Source organism: Streptomyces zhihengii (assembly GCF_016919245.1).
In the GTDB taxonomy this organism is placed as follows: Bacteria; Actinomycetota; Actinomycetes; order Streptomycetales; family Streptomycetaceae; genus Streptomyces; species Streptomyces zhihengii.
On the sequence record NZ_JAFEJA010000001.1, the window covers coordinates 5,656,772 to 5,674,547 of the forward strand.

Annotated in this window: 15 protein-coding genes; 5 read left to right on the forward strand and 10 right to left on the reverse strand. The window is 74.6% G+C overall.

Annotated elements, in window-relative coordinates:
* Positions 1-94: 94 nt before the first annotated feature.
* The 4 genes from JE024_RS23965 to JE024_RS23980 all read right to left on the reverse strand — a co-directional run bounded on the left by JE024_RS23965 (position 95) and on the right by JE024_RS23980 (position 4,949).
* Complete coding sequence (locus tag JE024_RS23965; RefSeq protein WP_205376697.1) at positions 95-1,234, reverse strand: nitrate/nitrite transporter; 1,140 nt, start codon at positions 1,232-1,234, stop codon at positions 95-97.
* A 160-nt stretch (positions 1,235-1,394) separates the two neighbouring features.
* Positions 1,395-2,999 (reverse strand): sensor histidine kinase, encoded by a 1,605-nt coding sequence (locus tag JE024_RS23970; RefSeq protein ID WP_244883048.1) that lies wholly within the window; start codon positions 2,997-2,999, stop codon positions 1,395-1,397.
* An 11-nt stretch (positions 3,000-3,010) separates the two neighbouring features.
* Complete coding sequence (locus JE024_RS23975; protein ID WP_244883049.1) at positions 3,011-4,186, reverse strand: rod shape-determining protein; 1,176 nt, start codon at positions 4,184-4,186, stop codon at positions 3,011-3,013.
* A gap of 196 nt (positions 4,187-4,382) precedes the next feature.
* Complete coding sequence (locus JE024_RS23980; protein WP_205375558.1) at positions 4,383-4,949, reverse strand: hypothetical protein; 567 nt, start codon at positions 4,947-4,949, stop codon at positions 4,383-4,385.
* A 130-nt stretch (positions 4,950-5,079) separates the two neighbouring features.
* On the opposite strand from JE024_RS23980, the gene JE024_RS23985 reads away from it, so the two are divergent.
* A complete protein-coding gene (locus JE024_RS23985; RefSeq protein WP_205375559.1) occupies positions 5,080-5,808 on the forward strand; it encodes an SCO2400 family protein in 729 nt (242 codons plus the stop codon).
* Between the two features lie 101 nt (positions 5,809-5,909).
* On the opposite strand, the gene JE024_RS23990 is transcribed toward JE024_RS23985, so the two are convergent.
* Positions 5,910-6,344 (reverse strand): MarR family winged helix-turn-helix transcriptional regulator, encoded by a 435-nt coding sequence (locus tag JE024_RS23990; RefSeq protein WP_205375560.1) that lies wholly within the window; start codon positions 6,342-6,344, stop codon positions 5,910-5,912.
* Positions 6,345-6,443: 99 nt separating this feature from the next.
* On the opposite strand from JE024_RS23990, the gene JE024_RS23995 reads away from it, so the two are divergent.
* Both JE024_RS23995 and JE024_RS24000 read left to right on the forward strand, forming a co-directional pair.
* Complete coding sequence (locus JE024_RS23995) at positions 6,444-7,460, forward strand: NADP-dependent oxidoreductase (protein WP_205375561.1); 1,017 nt, start codon at positions 6,444-6,446, stop codon at positions 7,458-7,460.
* Between the two features lie 80 nt (positions 7,461-7,540).
* Positions 7,541-7,963: an organic hydroperoxide resistance protein gene (locus JE024_RS24000; RefSeq protein WP_205375562.1), complete on the forward strand. Its 423-nt coding sequence runs from the start codon at positions 7,541-7,543 to the stop codon at positions 7,961-7,963.
* Between the two features lie 84 nt (positions 7,964-8,047).
* Here the strand turns inward: JE024_RS24000 and JE024_RS24005 are convergent, their stop codons facing one another.
* Positions 8,048-10,600 carry a M14 family zinc carboxypeptidase gene (locus JE024_RS24005; protein ID WP_205375563.1) on the reverse strand — a complete coding sequence of 851 codons (2,553 nt, stop codon included), beginning with the start codon at positions 10,598-10,600 and terminating at the stop codon, positions 8,048-8,050.
* Positions 10,601-10,706: 106 nt separating this feature from the next.
* Between JE024_RS24005 and JE024_RS24010 the strand changes: the two genes are divergently transcribed.
* Positions 10,707-11,564, forward strand: coding sequence for an EI24 domain-containing protein (locus JE024_RS24010; RefSeq protein WP_205375564.1), 858 nt, complete (start codon positions 10,707-10,709; stop codon positions 11,562-11,564).
* 35 nt (positions 11,565-11,599) lie between these two features.
* On the opposite strand, the gene JE024_RS24015 is transcribed toward JE024_RS24010, so the two are convergent.
* The 4 genes from JE024_RS24015 to JE024_RS24030 form a co-directional block, all read right to left on the reverse strand.
* Positions 11,600-13,684 carry a serine/threonine-protein kinase gene (locus JE024_RS24015; RefSeq protein WP_205375565.1) on the reverse strand — a complete coding sequence of 695 codons (2,085 nt, stop codon included), beginning with the start codon at positions 13,682-13,684 and terminating at the stop codon, positions 11,600-11,602.
* 32 nt (positions 13,685-13,716) lie between these two features.
* Complete coding sequence (locus tag JE024_RS24020) at positions 13,717-14,433, reverse strand: carbon-nitrogen hydrolase family protein (RefSeq protein WP_205375566.1); 717 nt, start codon at positions 14,431-14,433, stop codon at positions 13,717-13,719.
* A 54-nt stretch (positions 14,434-14,487) separates the two neighbouring features.
* The gene (locus JE024_RS24025) at positions 14,488-15,726 is read right to left on the reverse strand and encodes a pyroglutamyl-peptidase I (RefSeq protein WP_205375567.1); all 1,239 of its coding nucleotides are present in this window, start codon (positions 15,724-15,726) and stop codon (positions 14,488-14,490) included.
* Positions 15,727-15,903: 177 nt separating this feature from the next.
* The gene (locus tag JE024_RS24030) at positions 15,904-16,809 is read right to left on the reverse strand and encodes an SGNH/GDSL hydrolase family protein (RefSeq protein ID WP_205375568.1); all 906 of its coding nucleotides are present in this window, start codon (positions 16,807-16,809) and stop codon (positions 15,904-15,906) included.
* A gap of 258 nt (positions 16,810-17,067) precedes the next feature.
* Here JE024_RS24030 and JE024_RS24035 point away from each other — a divergent pair, with 258 nt between their 5' ends.
* A complete protein-coding gene (locus JE024_RS24035) occupies positions 17,068-17,562 on the forward strand; it encodes a DUF3145 domain-containing protein (protein WP_205375569.1) in 495 nt (164 codons plus the stop codon).
* The last annotated feature ends 214 nt before the right edge of the window (positions 17,563-17,776 follow it).

Consider the following 17,776-nt stretch of genomic DNA (forward strand, 5'->3'; position numbering starts at 1 on the left):
CGTGCCGCGCACGCCGGGCGCGGCTCTCCGGTGCATCATCGTCCCCCGGGCGGCCCCGCGCACGGGGCCCCCTGCGGAGGCGGCCCCTCCGGTCTCAGGCGTTCGGCCGCAGGGTGCGCATCCGCCCGTACGCGTACACACAGCCCGCCAGGGCCAGGTCCGACAGCAGCATGAAGCCGATCGAGTACGAGTCCTTGGCGCTGTAGATCGCGCCCATCACCAGCGGCGGCACGAAGCCGCCGAGACCGCCCATGGCGCCGACGATGCCGGTCACGCTGCCGACCTGCGGCTGCGGGGTGACCTGTGAGACGAGGGCGAAGACACTGCCGCTCGCGGTGCCCAGCCCGGCCGCCATGCACAGCAGGGCGATGGTGCCGACCGGGTCCAGATCCGGGTCGAAGGCCTGCACGATCGCCAGCAGCGCCACGAACCCGAGCGCCCCCGCCGTGACCACGGCCGGATGGACCCGGTCCGAGAGCCAGCCGCCGAACGGCCGGAACACGACGGTCACCAGCGCGAATCCGGCCGCCTTGGTGCCCGCGTCGGTGGGGCTCAGCTCGTACCACGTCTTCAGATACGTCGGCAGGTACACCCCGAACGCCACGATGCCGCCGAAGCCGATCGCGTACAGCGCCGACAGCTCCCAGGTCACCCGCAGCCGCCCCGCCTGCCCCAGCCGGTGGCCGAGCGAGGTGGTGGGGACCTTGCGGTCCGGGTGGTCGGTGATCAGCACGGCGGCGAGGGCCGCGTACACGGCCAGCGCGACGGCCACCACCAGGAACGGCAGGTTGTCGCCGTGGTCGGCGATCCGCGGGGTGAAGTAGCCGGACAGCGCCACGCCGCCCATGCCCATGCCGAAGATGCCGAGCGCGAGGCCGCGCTCGGACGGCGGGAACCAGGAGTTGACCAGCGGGATGCCGATCGCGAACGTCGTGCCGCCCAGGCCCAGCAGGAACCCGACCGCGAGCATCGCCCCGTAGGAGTCCTTCGCCGGGATCAGCAGCAGCACCGGCACGATGGTGAGCGCCGACACCAGCGGGAACATCCGCTTCGCGCCGTACTTGTCGGTCAGCGCGCCCGCCGGGATCCGCCCCAGCGACCCGACCAGCACCGGCACCGCGACGAGCAGCGACTGCTGGAACGAGCTCAGGTCCAGCCGGTCCTTGAAGGCGCCGCCGAGCGGGGAGATCAGGTTCCAGGCCCAGAAGGTGAGGGTGAACCCGATCGTGGCCATGATCAGGTTGCGGTACGCGGCGGCGGAGGGCTTCACGTCCTCCGCGGGCGAGGGCTTCGCGACGGTGTCCACCCGCCCAGTCAAGGCGTCCGGCCAGGCCCGGGGCTCGCTGGACTGCTCCGTACGGGGGAGCCCCGTACGGCCCGGGAACGCCGGTGCCCTACGGCGTGTCCGGCGCTTCCGGTCCGGCCCCGGCCCGGCGGTCCGCCTCCCAGGCGAACACGGTGCCCGGGCCGCCGTCCTCGCGTGCCCCGTCGTCCCGCACCAGCAGCCGCACCCCGTCGCCGCCGTCCGGCAGGGTCGCCGTCACGTCCACGGTCACCTCGATCCGCGACACCCCGGCCCGCCGGTGCGCCGCGGCCAGCGCCCCGCGCAGCTCGGCCAGCAGCCGCCCCTCCAGCGGCTCGCGCACCAGGGCGTCGACCGGCCCCGTGAAGCGCACCGACGGCGAGAACCCCAGCAGCACGGCGGCGCCCCGGGTCTCGCGCAGCACCCGGCCGCGGAACGTCGTCGGCGCGTCGGCCGGCGGCTGCTGGAGCGCGAAGATCGCCGTCCGCACCTCCTGGATGGTGGAGTCCAGTTCGTCCACCGCCCGCCCGATCAGCGCCTGGGTCCCCTCCTCGCCGGCCGCCCTGCGGCGGGTGGACTCCAGCATCATCTCCGTCGCGAACAGCCGCTGGACGACCAGGTCGTGGAGGTCGCGGGCGATCCGGTCGCGGTCCTCGTAGACGGCGAGCCGCTCCCGGTCGTGCTGCGCGTCGGCGAGCAGCAGCGCCAGCGCGGCGTGCGCGGCGAACCGCGAGGCCAGCGACTGCTCGACGGCCGTGTACGCGGCGTCTCCCCGGCGGCGCGGCAGCGCGAGCGTGCCGATCAGCCGGCCGCCGCTCTGGAGCGGCAGCATCATCGACGGGCCGAAGCGGCTGCGCACCTGCGTCGTCATCCTCGGGTCGGTGGCCGAGTCCTCGATGAACACCGGCTCACCGCCCAGCAGTTGGACGAGCACGGGGGAGCCGGGCAGGATCGTCGTCCCCACCAGGCCCTCCGGGTCGTCGCGGGTGGAGGCGGCGACGATCTCCATCCCGCCCTCCTCGGTCGGCTGGAGCACCACCCCCGCCGCCGCCCCGGCGAGGATCCTCGCCTGCTCCGCCACCGTCGTCAGCGCGTCGTCCGCGCTGCGGCCGGAGAGCAGGGCCGTGGTGACGGCCGCCGCGCCCTCGATCCAGCGTTCCCGCCGGCGGGCCGTCTCGTACAGCCGGGCGTTGCCCACCGCGATCCCGGCCTGCGAGGCCAGCACCGTGACCAGCGCCAGGTCCTCGTCGTCGAACGGGCCGCCCCGGCGCTCCGTCAGGTACAGATGGCCGAACACCTCCCCGCCGACCCGCACCGGGACGCCGAGGAAGGTGTGCGTCCGGGGAGGCCCGCCGGGGACCCCCGGGGAGCGGGGGTCCCCGGTCGGGTCCTCCGGGGCGAGCGGCCGCGGATCGCGGAGCAGCTCCCCGATCAGCCCCGCCGGGCCGCCGGGCGGCTCCCCGGTCCGGTCGCGTTCCGGCCCGGTCGGGCCATGGGTGAACAGCTCGGTGATCCGGCGGTGTTCGGGGTCCAGCACACCGAGCGCCGCGTAGCGGGCGCCGGTCAGCGAGGCGGCGGTGTCGACGATGCGCTGGAGGGCGGGGCGGAGTTCGAGTTCGCCGCCGACGCCGATGACGGCCGCCAGGACACCGGAGAGGTCCGGCGCTCCCGGGGTCACCGGCTCCCCGCCCGTCACCGTCGGACGCCTCAGAAGGGGTCGCCGTCGTCGGCGGCTCCGTCGCCGCCGCGCAGGGAGCCCGCGCCGGCGCCCGCCGCGACACCCTCGCGGTCGCCGTCGCCGAGCTTCAGGAACTCCGTGCGCACGCCCGGCTGCGCCTCGGGGATCGCGTCCGCCAGCGGGTCCAGCACCATCGGCTTGATCCGGCCCTCCAGCATCGCGCCCAGACCGAGGACGGCGCAGGTGTCGGGGCGTTCGGCGATCTGCACCGGCATGCCGGTGGCGTCCCGCAGCATCTGGTCCAGGCCCGGCAGCAGGGCGCTGCCGCCGACCATCATGATGCCGCGGTCCACCAGGTCGGCCACCAGATCCGGCGGGCACACCCGCAGCACCTTGCCGATGCCGTCGAGCACGGAGGTCAGCGGCGTGTGGATGGCGTCCCGCACGGCGGCCGTGTCGACGCGCACCGAACGGGCCAGGCCGGTGGCGACGTCCCGCCCGTGGATCTCGGTGACCGCCGGGCCCTGGGCCGTCAGGCCGTTGCCGCGCAGGGCGAGCTGGAGCGGGCGCACGGACTGGCTGGGCAGCAGCAGCTCGTGCTGGTGGCGCAGGTGCTGGATGACGGCGTAGTCGATGGCGTTGCCGCCGACGGGAATGCGCTCGGCGGTCACGATCGAGCCGAGGGACAGCACCGCGATCTGGGTGGTCGCCGCGCCGCACACCATGATCATGGTGGCGGTGGGCTGCTCGACGGGGAGCCCGCAGCCGACCGCCGCGGCGATCAGTGTGTCCACGAGCTCCACCCGCCGGGCGCCGAGCCCCACCAGGGTCTCCACCGTCGCGCGCTGGGCGAGCGGGTCGCTGTCGTGCGGGGTGCTCGCGGCGGCCCGCAGCCGGGGCTTGCGGCGGAGCTGGCGCCGGAGCTTCTCGCCGAGCAGGTGACGCAGCATCCGCTGGGCCATCTCGATGTCGACGACGGTGCCGCCGGAGACGGGGCGGACGACGCGGATGTAGTCCGGGGTGCGGCCCGTCATCTTCTCGGCGAGCGCGCCGACGGCGATGAGGGCGCCGGTGCGGGTGTTCACCGCGGCGACGCTCGGCTCGTCGACGACGAGTCCGGCGCCCTTCACGAAGACACGGGTCCGAGCGGCTCCCAGGTCGACGGCGACATGGCACCGGCGGAGCTGCTCAAGGCTGACGGTCATGACAAGTCCTCCCGAGTGCGGTACTTGTTCGCATCGTCGGATCGGGAGGGCGGGGGCGCGCGCTGGGCTGGGCCGGACGGACCTGCGCGGGGGCGTGTCGAGGGCTTGTCGTGCCGGAGCCGCGGCGGTGCGGCCGGCCGGTGGCCGTCGCACCGCGCTCCGCACGGTGTCCTCGCCGGACGGGCCGGGTCGCCCCTCAGCCCACCGTCTGGAGCAGTCCCCAGGTGAAGTCGGCGGTGCGCAGGACGGCGGGGTCGGCGGGATCGGGGAAGGCGAGGCGGAAGCGGGTGGGGGCGGTGCCCTCCAGGGGGCGGGCGGCGGGGAAGGCGCGGGCGACCTCGTCGACCGTGCACGACCACGGCACCAGGTCCGCCGTCGTGCGCAGCACGGGCCCCGGGGCGCCCGGCGCCCGCACCAGCCACTCGTTCCAGACCGCCCCGCTCCCCGCGACCGCCAGCACCTCGAAGCGCAGGTCCGGCCAGAGCGGCACCGGCCAGCGGTACGCGTCGCACACCAGGTCGCCGATGCGGCGGACGGCGGCCGGCTCGGGGGTGCCGAGGACGGAGCGGTAGCGGGAGAGCGCGCCGCGGGACCGGGGGGAGCGGCACATCGCCTGCCAGCGGCGGTTCGCCTCGCGCATCCCGGCGAGCGTGGCCCCGAGCGTCCGGCGGGCGTCGTCGACGAGTTCGGGCCGCTGGTCGGCCATCCGGCGGAGCAGCACGAGCTGGAAGTCGTCGGGGCCGAAGGGGGCGTCGGGGCTCATGCCCGACATCCTGCCCCGGCCCGCAGGCGGGCACCGCGAGCGGGCACGCCGCGGAGGATGCGATTCCACACAGGATCCTCACAGGGCGCCCCGTCACTCGTACGCCTCGCCCGCATAGCCTCCCAAGGCCATGGATTACTGCCACCCGTGCGGACGGCACCTCAACGGCGCTCTGGCCTGTGCCGGGTGCGGTACCCCTGTCGAGGAGCTCCGCCGTCTCAGCTTCGCCCCTGCGGCGGCGAACACGCCTGTCTACGAGCTGGAGCGCGATCCGGAGCCGGAGCCCGCGCCGCCGGGGCCGCGCAGTGCGCGCCGGCAGGCGGCGTCGCGCCGCAAGCCCGCCCCGTCGGGGCGCAGGGCGCGCAAGAAGCGCGGGCGCAAGCTGGCGGTCGGGACCGTCGGCCTGGCGCTGGCCGCGGGCGCGCTGGGTTTCGCGCAGTTCGCGGAGGGCCCGGGCGACGACGGGGCGGCGACCGCGGTGAAGGAACGTGCCGTCGTCGAGACGGAGTCGGCCGAGCCCACGCCGTCCGACCAGGCGCCCGAGGGCCCGGCGGAGGTGACCGGGAAGCCGGTGGCCTCGTCGGGCGCCCCGCGCCCCGGGCGGACGGCGGTGCCGGTGCGCGCGCCCGGCAAGGGTGGTTCCGGTACGGCGGAGGCCGCTCCGGACACCGCGAGCCCCTCGCCCTCGGCGACCCGGGAGCCGGAGGAGGCCGCGCCTTCGGCTTCCGCCTCGGCGTCGCCGTCGGGCGGTGCGCCCTCGGGCGGCCCGGGCACCCAGGCGCCGTCGCCGGGGCCCCCGCCGCCGGCCGAGCCGTCGCCCACGCCGACGTGCGAGCGCTTCCTGTGGTGGTGTCTGTGACGCGGGTGGTGTCGGCCACACGCGTGGTGCCGGTGTCGGTGACACGGGCGGTGTCGGCGACGCGCGGCCGGCCGGCCGGGCGCTGATCCGCCCCGGGCGCCTTACGCCTCCGGGCCCCCGAGCATCCGTCTGAGCAGGTCGCGCAGGAGCGCGCGCTCGGCGGCGGTGAGCTCGGCGAGCGGCTCGCGGGCGAAGTCCAGCGAGGTGCGCAGCCGGCGCGCCAGGTCGCGGCCCTCGTCGGTGGCCGCGGCCAGCTTGACCCTGCGGTCGCCCGGATCCGGGCGGCGTTCGACCAGGCCGCGGACCTCCAGGCGGTCCACGATGCCGGTGATGTTCGACGGCTCGCACTTCATCGTCCGGGCGATCCGGCGCATGGGCAGCGCCTCCATGGACAGCAGTCCCAGGACCCGCGCCTGTGCGCCGGTGAGGGAGTGCTCGGCGGCCGCCCGCTCGTACTCGTCGTGGTAGCGGGCCACGACGGAGCCGATGAGCTCGACGACCTCGACGGTCAGGGGGTCTGTTCCTTGGGCGGCCATGGGCACCACGATACCCATATGCTTGACAATCTGAAATATTCACCTGCATGGTTGTTTCAGGTTCTGAAGTATTTTGAAGCTCTTCTGGAGGCTCGCAGCATGTCCGCACTTCCCGCGTCCGGCCGTGAATGGCACCTCGTCGCCCGTCCGCACGGCTGGCCCAAGGCGGAGGACTTCGCGCTCCGCGAGGCCGAGGTCACCGCGCCCGCCGAGGGCCGGGTCCTCGTGCGCAACCTGCACTTCTCGGTCGACCCCTACATGCGCGGCCGGATGAACGACGTGAAGTCCTACACCCCGCCGTTCAAGCTCGACCACCCCATGGACGGCGGCGCCGTCGGCGAGGTCGTCGCCTCCGCGGCCGAGGGCTTCGAGGTCGGCGACCACGTGCTGCACGGCCTCGGCTGGCGCGAGTACGCGAGCGTCCCCGCCCAGCACGCGGTGAAGGTCGACGCCTCCCTCGCGCCGCTCTCCGCCTACCTCGGGGTGCTCGGCATGACCGGCCTCACCGCCTACGCGGGCCTGTTCGAGGTGGCCTCCTTCAAGGAGGGCGACGCCGTGTTCGTCTCCGGCGCGGCCGGCGCGGTCGGCAGCCAGGTCGGCCAGATGGCGCGGATCAAGGGCGCCTCGCGGGTCATCGGCTCGGCCGGCTCCGACGAGAAGGTCAAGCTCCTCGTCGAGAAGTACGGCTTCGACGCCGCGTTCAACTACAAGAACGGCCCCGTCGGGCAGCAGCTCAAGGACGCCGCCCCCGACGGCATCGACGTCTACTTCGACAACGTCGGCGGCGACCACCTGGAGGCCGCGATCTCCTCGTTCAACGTCGGCGGCCGCGCCACCATCTGCGGCATGATCGCCCAGTACAACAACACCGAGGCCACGCCCGGCCCGCGCAACCTCGCCCTGGTCATCGGCAAGCGGCTGCGGCTGACGGGCATGCTGGTCAACGACCACAAGCACCTCCAGCAGCAGTTCACCGAGGACGTCTCCGGCTGGATCGCCTCCGGCGAGCTGAAGTACGACGAGACGGTCGTCGAGGGCATCGAGCACGGCTACGACGCCTTCGCCGGCATGCTCCGCGGCGAGAACACCGGAAAGATGATCGTCTCGCTGGGCTGAGACGTTCACCCGTTAGGCTCTTGCCCAGCCGTCGCGATCGTGGGCGCGAGTCGCGGCGAACCAGCAGGAGGAACGACTTCATGTCCATCCAGCAGTCCGACGTGCTCTACACCGCCGTGGCCACCGCCGAGAACGGCCGCGACGGGCGCGTCGCCACCGACGACGGCGTGCTCGACGTCGTCGTCAACCCGCCGAAGGCCATGGGCGGCAGCGGCGCCGGCACCAACCCGGAGCAGCTCTTCGCCGCCGGCTACAGCGCCTGCTTCCAGGGCGCCCTCGGCGTGGTCGCCCGCCAGGAGAAGGCGGACATCAGCGGCTCGACCGTCACCGCCGAGGTCGGCATCGGCAAGAACGACGACGGCTTCGGGATCATCGTGAAGATCTCCGCGACGATCCCGAACGTCGACGCCGACACCGCCAGGGACCTTCTGGAGAAGGCCCACCAGGTCTGCCCGTACTCCAAGGCGACCCGCGGCAACATCACGGTCGACCTGGCCGTGTGACGGCGGCCGCGCACCGGCCGCTGTGACCGCACGACCGAGGGCCCCTCACCCCAGCCGGGGTGAGGGGCCCTCGGGCATGTGCCGTCAGTGCGCCAGCAGCGCCCGCCCGATCTGGGCGAACACCCCCTTCGGGTGCGCCCGGAACAGCGGCTCCGTGCCGAACAGCACCACGGGGGCGCCGGAGGGCGCCGCACCCGAGACGACCGAGGGCCGCCCGGCCGCGTCCGACGGGCCGCCGGCGCCGTCCTCCGCCGCCCGCCAGTGCCCGGAGACCAGCGGGTTCCCGCTGGCGTACGACTGCTCCACCCGCACCCCGGCGCCGAGCGCGGTGAACCAGCCCGGCGCGTAGACGAAGGTGTGCGCCGGGGCGCCGCCGGTGATCGCGCCGCCCGCGTTGGCCACCCGCACCACACCGTTGGCGTCGCCGTTGCCCGTCACCGCCGTCACCTCCAGCAGCCGCGCCGACGCGTTGAACGCCGCGCCCCGCTCGCCGAGCCCGACCACCGGCACCCGGCTCGCCTCGAACGCCGCCCGCGCGGCGGGGGTGAGCGCCGCGTGGTCCAGCCCGGTCGACACGAACAGCGCGTCCGCCCGCGACCAGTCGAAGCCCGCGTTGAGCACCGCCGTCGACACCGGCTCCACCGCGAAGCCCATCTCGCGCAGCGCGGACAGCTCCCCGGACGTCACCGCCGCCGCGACCCGGGTGCGGTGCATGTCCGCCACACCCCGCCGGGCCGCCGCCTCGAAGCGGACCCCGAGCCGCTCCGCGAGGACGCGGGCGGCATCCCGGGCCGAACCGGGCACGACGGCCGAGCCGTCGGCCGCCCGGCGCACCCGGACCCCCTGCGCCAGCAGGGAGTTGACCGCCGCCAGTTCCTTCGGGTCGTCCAGGCGCAGCGCCAGGTCACCGCGCGGGGCGACGAACCCCGTGGCGGAGGCGGCGTGCACGGCGCGCACCGGCACCCCGGGCGCCCGCCGCTCGGCCCGCTCCACGGTCGCACCCCACAGCAGGCCGAGGCTCCAGCCGGAGATGTCGTACATCGTGGAGACGTCCGCGCTGATGTCCCGGCCGTCGGCCAGGATCACATTGGCCATGCCCCGCTTGGGCTGGTGCATGTCGACGACGTACGAACCGGCCGGATAGGCGCGGCCCTCCAGCGTGAAGGCGCGGCGCGCCTGCCCGACCCGCACGTCGTTGGCGACCAGGTGGTCCACCAGCCGGGCCGCCGCGGGCGCCGAACGCTGCCTGCCGCCCGCCGGGATGACGTACGCGCGCGGGAACCGGGTCGTGTACACGTCCTCCGGGCCGATGCCGGGCACCCCGGGCACGGTCTCCTCGGACACCGGGCGCTGCGCCTCACCGGCCGCACCGCGGCGGAAGGTCTCGATCTGGTCGGCGATCACCGAGGCGCGGTGGGTGTCCGTGTACTCCAGGGTCGCGCGCATCGCCGCACCGGCGATGTCGGTGTTGATCGCGGCCCGGCGGCGCAGCTCCTCCACCGGCAGGGTGGTGTAGGCGCTGTTGTTGACGGTCATCGGGAACTCGATGGTGTGCGAGGCGACCGCGCCCTGGAAGGGCATGTACTGCGGGGTGAAGATGGGCGGCCAGTCGTCCCAGCCCTCCTTCTCGTCCCGGAACGGGATGACGGCGGGCCGCACCCCGTCCTTCCCGGCGGTGTAGCCGAGGCCGTTGACCGCGGCCTCCATGCCGAGCGCGTTGGCGTACGCGTTCTTCAGGAACAGGTCGTACTCGTAGTTCTCGCCGTGCGGCGGGGTGGTCGGCTCGATCAGGGTTCCGTTGACGTAGCCGTGCAGGTCCAGCATCACGGCGGGCTGCCGGTCGACGGCGATCCGCCGGATCGCCCGGGTCTCGGGCTGGGTCGCGGTGACGAAGTCCCGGTTGAGGTCGAAGCCGGCCGCGTTGGCGCGGGTGCCCGCGATCCGGCCGTCCGGGTTGGCGGTGATGTTCAGCATGATCCGGTTGCGGGCCAGCAGGGACGCGGTGCGGGCGTCCTTCGCCCTCGCCAGCTCCTCGACCAGCTTCAGGGCCGCGTCCGTGCCCTCCCACTCGTTGCCGTGGATGTTGTTGTTGATGAAGACCGGCGTCTTGTAGGTGTCCTTGATCCGGCGGTCCTTCGCCGCCCGCGCGGGATCGTTCCCGATCAGCTCCCGCATCCGGTCCTGCTCGCGGGAGCGGGCCGCGCTCTCCGGCGCGGTCACGGTGACGAGGTACAGCTCGTGCCCGCCCGCCGACCGGCCGGCGACCTCCACGCTCACCCGGTCGCCCAGCCGCTGGAGGGCGTTCAGCCGGGGAGCCAGCGCGTGGTAGGGCGCCAGACCGAGCTTGAGGGACTTGTCGGCGGGGTTCTCCGGCGGGACGTCGAGCACCGTCTCGCGCGGGTAGCCGCCCGTCCGGGCGGGCGCGGGGGAGCGGACCGCGAGCGCGGCCCCGGTGGCGGACGCGGGGGCACGGGCGGCGCCGGTGTCCCGGCCGCCGCCCTCCCGCACGGGGTGGGGCCGGGGCTCGTCACGGCCGGGCGCCGCGGTGGCGGCGGGCGGGACGAGCAGGGTGCCCGCGAGGGCGGCCGCAAGCGTGGTGAGCGCGGCACGGAACACGACGGGTCGGGATGTTCCCATGCGGTACGGACCTTTCGGATGCCGGAAGGATGCGGTACACGATCAGTACGCAGGGTCTACCGGTTCGCCCGCCGATCAACAAGAGCCACCCCGTTAAGCTGTGGTTATGCGCGATTTCGGGGTGGGCTTCGGCTACTTGATGAAGGGCCAGCGGTGGGTGGCCGGGCACGGCCGGTGGTTCGGCTTCGGGCTGCTGCCCGGGCTGGTGACCCTGGTGCTGTACGCGGCCGCGCTGTTCGGCCTGGTGACTTTCGCCGACGACCTGATCGCCTGGGCGACCCCGTTCGCCGACGACTGGTCCTCGCCGTGGCTGGAGACCTTCCGCGGCGCCCTGACCGCGCTGCTGTTCGCCCTCGGGCTCTTCCTGTCGGTGATCACCTTCACCGCCGTGACCCTGCTGGTCGGGCAGCCCTTCTACGAGTCCCTCTCCGAGCAGGTCGACCGCACCGAGGGCGGCGACGTCCCCTCCTCGGGGCTGTCGCTCTGGCGCGAACTGTGGATCTCGGCCCGCGACTCGCTGCGGATCCTGCTCCGCGTCGTCCTCTGGGGCGTGCTGCTCTTCGCCTGCGGCTTCATCCCCGTGGTCGGGCAGACCGCCGTGCCGCTGATCGGCTTCTGCGTCTCCGGGTTCTTCCTCACGGAGGAGCTGACCGCGGTGGCCATGCAGCGCCGCGGCATCGACCTGAAGAGGCGGCTGCGGCTGCTGCGGGCGCGCCGCACGGCCGTCCTCGGCTTCGGCGTACCGCTGGTGCTGGCCTTCCTCGTGCCCTTCGTCGCCGTCTTCCTGATGCCGGGGGCGGTCGCGGGCGCGACCCTGATGGCCCGTGAGCTGGCGCCCGCGCCGGACACCGGTAGCGGTGACGTCCCGGGGGACGCCGCTCCCGGCGAGGACGGCTCCGTCGCGGCGGGCGCCGCGCCGCCGCCGGTGGCGTGGCCGGAACCGGGGCAGGGGCCGCGGCGCTGAGACGCTGACGCGCGGGGCCGGGGTGGCAGCGGCGGTCAGCCGCGTTCGATGCCGCTCGTGTCCCGCAGCAGACCGCGCCGGCGGTGGTCCAGCACCACGACGAGGGCTTCCCCGCGTTCCCCGACCGCGAGATTCCAGACACCGGGGACCAGCTCGCCGATCCTGTGGTGCGGGTCGGCCTCCGCGACGATCTGCCGGACGACGGGGACGGCGAACCAGAACGGCGCGAACGGCGGGGTCTCCGGATCCGGCACGGGAGACGCCAGCCCGCCGTCGTGCGGCGGGACGGCCTGAGCGGCTCCCTCGGCCATCGTCCCGGGCTCCGGTGCGGTGGCCGGACCGGACTTGCCGGCCGTGTACCACGCGGGCGGTCGGAACCGAAGGTCCTCGTCGGACTCCATGGCCCGGCCCGCGCCGTTGGCCGCGTCCGTCAGGACCCGGACGTCGCGCCGCGAGTGGGCGCGTCGGTCCGCCGTCCCCTCCTGACCGGGTGGGATGCGCAGGGCGTCGCGCAGCTCGTGCAGCTCGGAGACACCACGGTGCTTCGCCGCGGCCTTCAGGACGAGGTCGGCGGCGTCGTGCCGGCCCTCGCGGCGGAGCTGTTCCGTCAGCCGTGCCACGTCGGGCGTGGGGAGTCGGCGCCCTGCCTCACGCAGCAGGGCCTCCGCTTCCGCCTGGTGACGTCCGGCGACGCTCAGGACGCCGGCCGCCGCCGCGAGCTGGGGCGGGGTGAGGTTCTGCGCGGCCTTGACCAGGACGCGCAGGCGGGTTGCCGTCCCCGCGTCGTCGGCGTGCAGGGAGTCGACGAGGGCGACCAGTTCGCGGACGGGGGCCGACATCGCCGTGGTGGTCTCGGCGGGCGGAAGGGATCCCGTCGTCCAGCCGGGAGGCAGGGCGATGGGCGGTGTGAACGGGGCGGGCTGTGCCACGGGAGCGTCCGACGAAGGCAGCGGCTCGGGGTACCGCGTGACGGGAGGCGTCGCGGCTTGTCCGGGGAGGTGGTCTCCGGAGCGCTCGGCGGGTTCGACCCGGACCGGGGGCGACGGGTGGCCGCGGTCGGGCGATGTGACAGGAGTGCCGGTGTGACGGTGCCGGACGGCAACTTCCCTCATCAAGCCCTCCCTGGGGCTGAGGGGTGGCTCGGCGGGAGTCGGGCCCGGAGGTGTCGCGGCCGGTTCGGATGTGGCCTGCGCGGGCGGCCCGGAGGGCGTGCCCGAGGCGTCCGGTGCGGGTGCTTCCGGCGCCGGTGGCCCGCCGGAGGCCTTCGCCGGGGCGACCGGGGCGGCCGGGGTGACCCGGGACGGCCGGGGCTCGGGGGGAGGAGCCGTCGCGGCGGCGAGGGCCGTGGACACCTCCTCCGCGGTCAGGCGGGACGCGGGGTCCTTCACCAGGAGGCCGCGGATGACGTCCGTCAGGGCGCCGGCGTGTGTCGGCTCCGGCGGGGCCTCGTCGCAGATCGCGCGGACGGTGGCCGCCTGGGTCGTGCGGCTGAAGGGCTGGCGGCCCTCGACGGTCTCCCACAGGACCGCCCCGAGCGACCACAGGTCCGACGCGGCGCTGCCGCGGTCGTCCTCCAACTGCTCGGGGGCCATGTAGAGCGAGGTCCCCGGGGTCCCCCCGAGGGCGGTCAGCTGCGACATGTCGTCGAGGAGGGCGACGCCGAAGTCGGTGACGACGACCCGGGGGCCGGCGACCAGGATGTTGGCCGGCTTCAGGTCCCGGTGGACGATGTCCTTGCCGTGGGCCTCCCGCAGGGCGCCGAGGACGGCGAGGCCGAGGCGCGCGGCCTCCGGTACCGGGAGCTTTCCGGAGGTGCGGAGCACGTCCTTGAGCGAGGGGCCGTCCACGTACTCCATCACGATGGCCGGCGGGTCGAGGTGGGAGAGCAGGTCGTGGACCGCGACGACGGCGTCGTGGCGCATCCGGGCGAGTGCCCTCGCCTCGCGGTCGAAGCGGCGCCGCTCCTCGTCGCCGGTGCCGTGGAGGAAGAGCAGTTCCTTCAGCGCGACCTGGCGGCCGAGCCGCTCGTCCTCGGCGAGCCACACACGGCCCATCCCGCCCCGGCCGACGATCCGCTCCAGACGGAACCGCCCGTCGACCAGTTCCCCCCGCTCCCGCATGGGCCGAGTCTACGACCGGCGGTGACGGGCCGTCACACCGTCGGAAGATCCCGCACGACGAGCCCCGGGGTGCGTCCGGCGGAGGCGAGCAGGGTGCCGTCCGGCCCCCAGACGCCGCTGTCGCCGGAGCATTCGCCGGCGTCGCCGCCGCCGATCTGGTTGGCGAGGAGGACGTGCAGCCCGTTGTCGCGGGCGCGGACGGGGAGGACCTTCTCGAAGGAGTCGTTCTCCGTGTCCAGGACGGAACTCGCCACGTACACCGCGCAGTCGTCCGCCTTCGCCCGCTCCGCCACCTCGGGGAAGCGGTTGTCGTAGCAGACGGCGACGGCGAAGCGGACGCCGTCGAGGGTGAAGCGGCCGTCGGTGGTGCCGGGTTCGAAGATCTCCAGCTCCCGGCCGTACAGGTGCGTCTTGTCGTAGCGGGCGAGCAGGCCGCCGTCCGGACCGATGACGAGGGCGGTGATCGCCGGGCGGCCGGCGGACGTGGCGGCGGCGCAGCCGATCAGCGCGGCCGTGGACGTCTGGCGGCAGGCGTCCCGCAGGGGTGCCAGCCGCGGGTCGTCCTCGGTCAGCCAGGCGTCCGGGCCCGCGGCGACGGGGTCGAGGAGGTAGCCGTTCACGGACAGCTCGCAGAAGGCGACGAAGCGGACATCCTGCTCGCCCGCCCGCTCGACCAGTGCGGTCATGCTGCGCACGTTCGCCTCGATGTCGCCGGGCACGGACACGAACTGACCTGCTGCGATCCTCATGCGCCCATGATGCGGCAGACCCCGCCCGGTACGCCGGGCGGGGTCCCCGCGCGGTCAGCCCGCCGCCGCGGCGACCTCGACGATCGCCCGCACCTGGGCGATGATGTCCAGCCGGTTGCGCACGAACTCCGGGTCCGTCACCTCGGTGGTGTTCCCCGCCCCGAACTGGAGCACCGGGGTGTGCACGTGCCCGCCCGGGACGGTGAGACCGAGCCGGTCGCGCAGCAGGGTCGCCCGGTAGGCGATCTCGTTGGAGAGGTAGTCGCCGCCGCCGCCGGCCCGCGCCGCCGACCCCGGGGTCGGGCCTTCGGGGCGCACGACCGGGGCGGTGCCCCCGGCCGGGACCTCGGTCACGGAGGTGTTGTCGTACACCGGGAAGCGCCCGGTCGGGGCCGCCGTGATCGCCGCGTACGGCAGCGTGGTGGCCGTCCACTGCGGCTGGGTCGCCGGATCGGTCACCGGCACGAGGCCGGTGCGCGAGAGGTTGTCGTTGTCGGCGAAGCCGCCGCGCCACGCGCCGTTGAACCGTTCGACGTCGATCCGGCCGACGCGCCCCTGGCTGACCGTCGTGAAGAGGTCGGCCCGCGGCAGCACCGGCCGCAGCGTCCGCTCCACCGTGCCGGCGGCGAAGTCGTCCCAGCGGACGGGGAAGACGGCCGTCTCGACGCGGGCGGGCCCGTCGGGGGTGCGGATCCAGGTGCCGTCCAGGGCGAGCGCGGTGGCGCCCGAGGGGTTGCTGATCCGGATGTCCCGGTCCAGCGTGAACGGGTCGAAGCCGGTCAGCACGATGTGCCGCACGCCCTTGCCGCCGGGGAAGTCCATCGAGTCCTGCCCGCGCGACGCCTGTTCGAGGCGGTCCAGCAGGCGGGCGCGTCGCGCGTCGTCGAGACCGAAGGCGGGCTGCCACACCCGGAGCTGGGAGGTCATCCCGAGCCGGGCCCAGTACAGCGGACGGTCGTCGTCCCGGCTCAGGTCCCCGCGCGCCGGGCCCCGCCCCTGCGCCCGGTCCACGGCGCGCTCCCACAGGGCGCGGCCCTGGCGGACGACGGCCCGCTCGGCCTCGCGGTAGCCGCCGGCCGCGGCCAGCGAGCGGGCGAAGGCCGGTGCCACGGTGTCGAATCCGCTGCGCCGCAGGATCTCCTGCGGCACCGCGCGCGTCAGCCGCTGCTCCTCGGCCGTGGGCGCGGGGGCCCGGTCCGTGCTTCTCGCCGCCGCGGGCGGGGCGACGGCGGCCCCCAGGGCGAGGCTGGCGGCCAGGGCGAGCACGGTGACGCGGGGGCGTATCCGGAACACGGCAGTCCTTCCGTCGGGTGGGCGGAAGTATCGCCGCCGCCGGGACTCCTGGCTACGGGGCCTTGATCCGCCGGTGCGGCCGAGGGGACCGGGAGGCGGCGGGGCGGCTGCGGGACCGTGGGGCGGCGGGGCGGTGATGTGGTGGTGCGGCCGGGGCGCGGCGGTGCGGCGGTGCGGCTACGGGGCCGTGATGTGGCGGTAGGCGATGTCGGCCAGCCGGCGCTGACCGTCCTTGCTGGGGTGGAACCAGTCCCAGCGGCTGAGCTGGGTCTCGGTGAAGCGGAAGCCGAAGACGTCGCCGTCGTCCCAGCGGCAGCGGTCGTCCTCGGCGCAGACGTCCTCCAGCACCTCGTTGTAGGCGATCACCCGCTGGTGGACGGTGTCCCGGCGCCGTTCGGCCGCGGGGCCGTCGTCGTGGGCGTCGCCGAGCATGGTGGCGCAGATGCCGAGCTGCCAGATCCGGCTGCCCAGCGCGTCGTCCCGGCCGGTGGCCCACAGACGCTTGAGGTCGGGCACGCTCGACACGTAGACCTGGGTCTTCGGCGCCTCCTCGCGCAGGACCTCCATGGCCGTCTCGACGGACTCCCGGAAGGAGTCCACCGGGGTCATCCGGTCCAGGGAGTCCGCGCAGGCGTCGTTGGCGCCGACCATCACCGTGACCAGTCCGGGCCGGTGCGCCGCCGCCTTCGCCATCTGGCCGGGCAGGTCGGAGGCGTCGGCGCCGGAGACGGCGTGGTTCCAGCTGTGCGTGGCGACGCGGGCGGGGCCGAGCAGCCGCAGCGCGACGGAGTCGACCGAGGCGTCGGAACCGGTGGCCCAGGAGACCTCGGGGCAGTCCGCGAGGACCATGCAGGCGTCGAAGCCGCGGGTGATGGAGTCGCCGACGGCGGCGACGGAGGCCGGAGTGCCGTCCCACACGGGGGTGGGGGTCGGGGCGGGCCGCGAGGTGGCCGGGCCCGGTCGCGTCTCGTGCGGTGACGGCGCGTCACAAGCCGTCAGGGAGGCCGCCGTCAGCAGCGCGGCCAGAGCGGCGGAGACGGCTGCCACCGCACGCTTGCGGCGTGTTGCCGGACGCTGACGCATCCTGTGATCCCCTCCCGAGACCGGCGTCCGACTCCTGCCGGGTGAAAGCTTGGTGCGTACGGGCCCAGGACCGAGCGTACGTCACCCCTCGGGGGCGCCCGCACGATAGCTTTTCCCCGTCGACCCTGAGGCATCCCCGCCCATCGGCGCCAGTAAATTACATCACGTCACATGATGTCCCTTTTGTGGAGTTTCGCGCCGGATGCTGTTTACTGAGGCCGCTGGGAAGGTGACCCTCGTCCCACACTGGAGGTCCCGGTGACGACACGTGGCGTTCTGTACGTTCACTCCGCACCGCGCGCGCTGTGCCCGCACGTCGAGTGGGCGATCGCGGGAGTGCTCGGCACACGGGTCCAGCTCGACTGGATCCGCCAGCCGGCATCGCCCGGCACCTGGAGAGCGGAGTTCTCCTGGCGCGGTGAGGCCGGTACGGCCTCCAAACTCGCCTCCGCGCTGCGCGGATGGCATCTGCTGCGCTTCGAGGTCACGGCCGAGCCGTGCGCGACGGCCGAGGGGGAGCGCTACAGCGCCACCCCCGAGCTCGGCATCTTCCACGCCGTGACGGGAATCCACGGCGACATCCTGGTCCCCGAGGACCGCCTGCGGGCCGCCATGGCGCGGGCCGCCCAGGGGGAGACCGAGCTGGAGGCGGAGATCGCCAAGCTGCTCGGGAAGCCGTGGGACGACGAGCTGGAGCCGTTCCGCTACGCGGGCGAGGGCGCACCGGTCCGCTGGCTCCACCAGGTGGTCTGACGCGACACGCGCGCGCCCCGTCGTACGTCCCGCCCGCGCCGCACCCGTGGACCGCGCGCCGCACCCGTGCGCCGTGCACCGCACGCACCCGCACGCCGCCCCGCACGCCGCCCCGCGTGCCGTCCCGTGATCCGTCGTGCCGCACGCCCCGGCGCGGGCGCCCGATGCGGCCGGATTGTGGCAGAACCATGACCGCAGAGTGAGCCGGATGTGA

What these genes read in the sequence shown, in the direction of transcription:
- JE024_RS23990 (WP_205375560.1), bottom strand. Translation starts at nt 6,344, where the DNA reads ATGGCCGCCCAAGGAACAGACCCCCTGACCGTCGAGGTCGTCGAGCTC.
- JE024_RS23985 (WP_205375559.1), top strand. Translation starts at nt 5,080, where the DNA reads ATGGATTACTGCCACCCGTGCGGACGGCACCTCAACGGCGCTCTGGCC.
- JE024_RS24020 (WP_205375566.1), bottom strand. Translation starts at nt 14,433, where the DNA reads ATGAGGATCGCAGCAGGTCAGTTCGTGTCCGTGCCCGGCGACATCGAG.
- JE024_RS24030 (WP_205375568.1), bottom strand. Translation starts at nt 16,809, where the DNA reads ATGCGTCAGCGTCCGGCAACACGCCGCAAGCGTGCGGTGGCAGCCGTC.
- JE024_RS24005 (WP_205375563.1), bottom strand. Translation starts at nt 10,600, where the DNA reads ATGGGAACATCCCGACCCGTCGTGTTCCGTGCCGCGCTCACCACGCTT.
- JE024_RS23965 (WP_205376697.1), bottom strand. Translation starts at nt 1,234, where the DNA reads ATGGCCACGATCGGGTTCACCCTCACCTTCTGGGCCTGGAACCTGATC.
- JE024_RS23980 (WP_205375558.1), bottom strand. Translation starts at nt 4,949, where the DNA reads ATGAGCCCCGACGCCCCCTTCGGCCCCGACGACTTCCAGCTCGTGCTG.
- JE024_RS24015 (WP_205375565.1), bottom strand. Translation starts at nt 13,684, where the DNA reads ATGCGGGAGCGGGGGGAACTGGTCGACGGGCGGTTCCGTCTGGAGCGG.
- JE024_RS24010 (WP_205375564.1), top strand. Translation starts at nt 10,707, where the DNA reads ATGCGCGATTTCGGGGTGGGCTTCGGCTACTTGATGAAGGGCCAGCGG.
- JE024_RS23995 (WP_205375561.1), top strand. Translation starts at nt 6,444, where the DNA reads ATGTCCGCACTTCCCGCGTCCGGCCGTGAATGGCACCTCGTCGCCCGT.
- JE024_RS23975 (WP_244883049.1), bottom strand. Translation starts at nt 4,186, where the DNA reads ATGACCGTCAGCCTTGAGCAGCTCCGCCGGTGCCATGTCGCCGTCGAC.
- JE024_RS24000 (WP_205375562.1), top strand. Translation starts at nt 7,541, where the DNA reads ATGTCCATCCAGCAGTCCGACGTGCTCTACACCGCCGTGGCCACCGCC.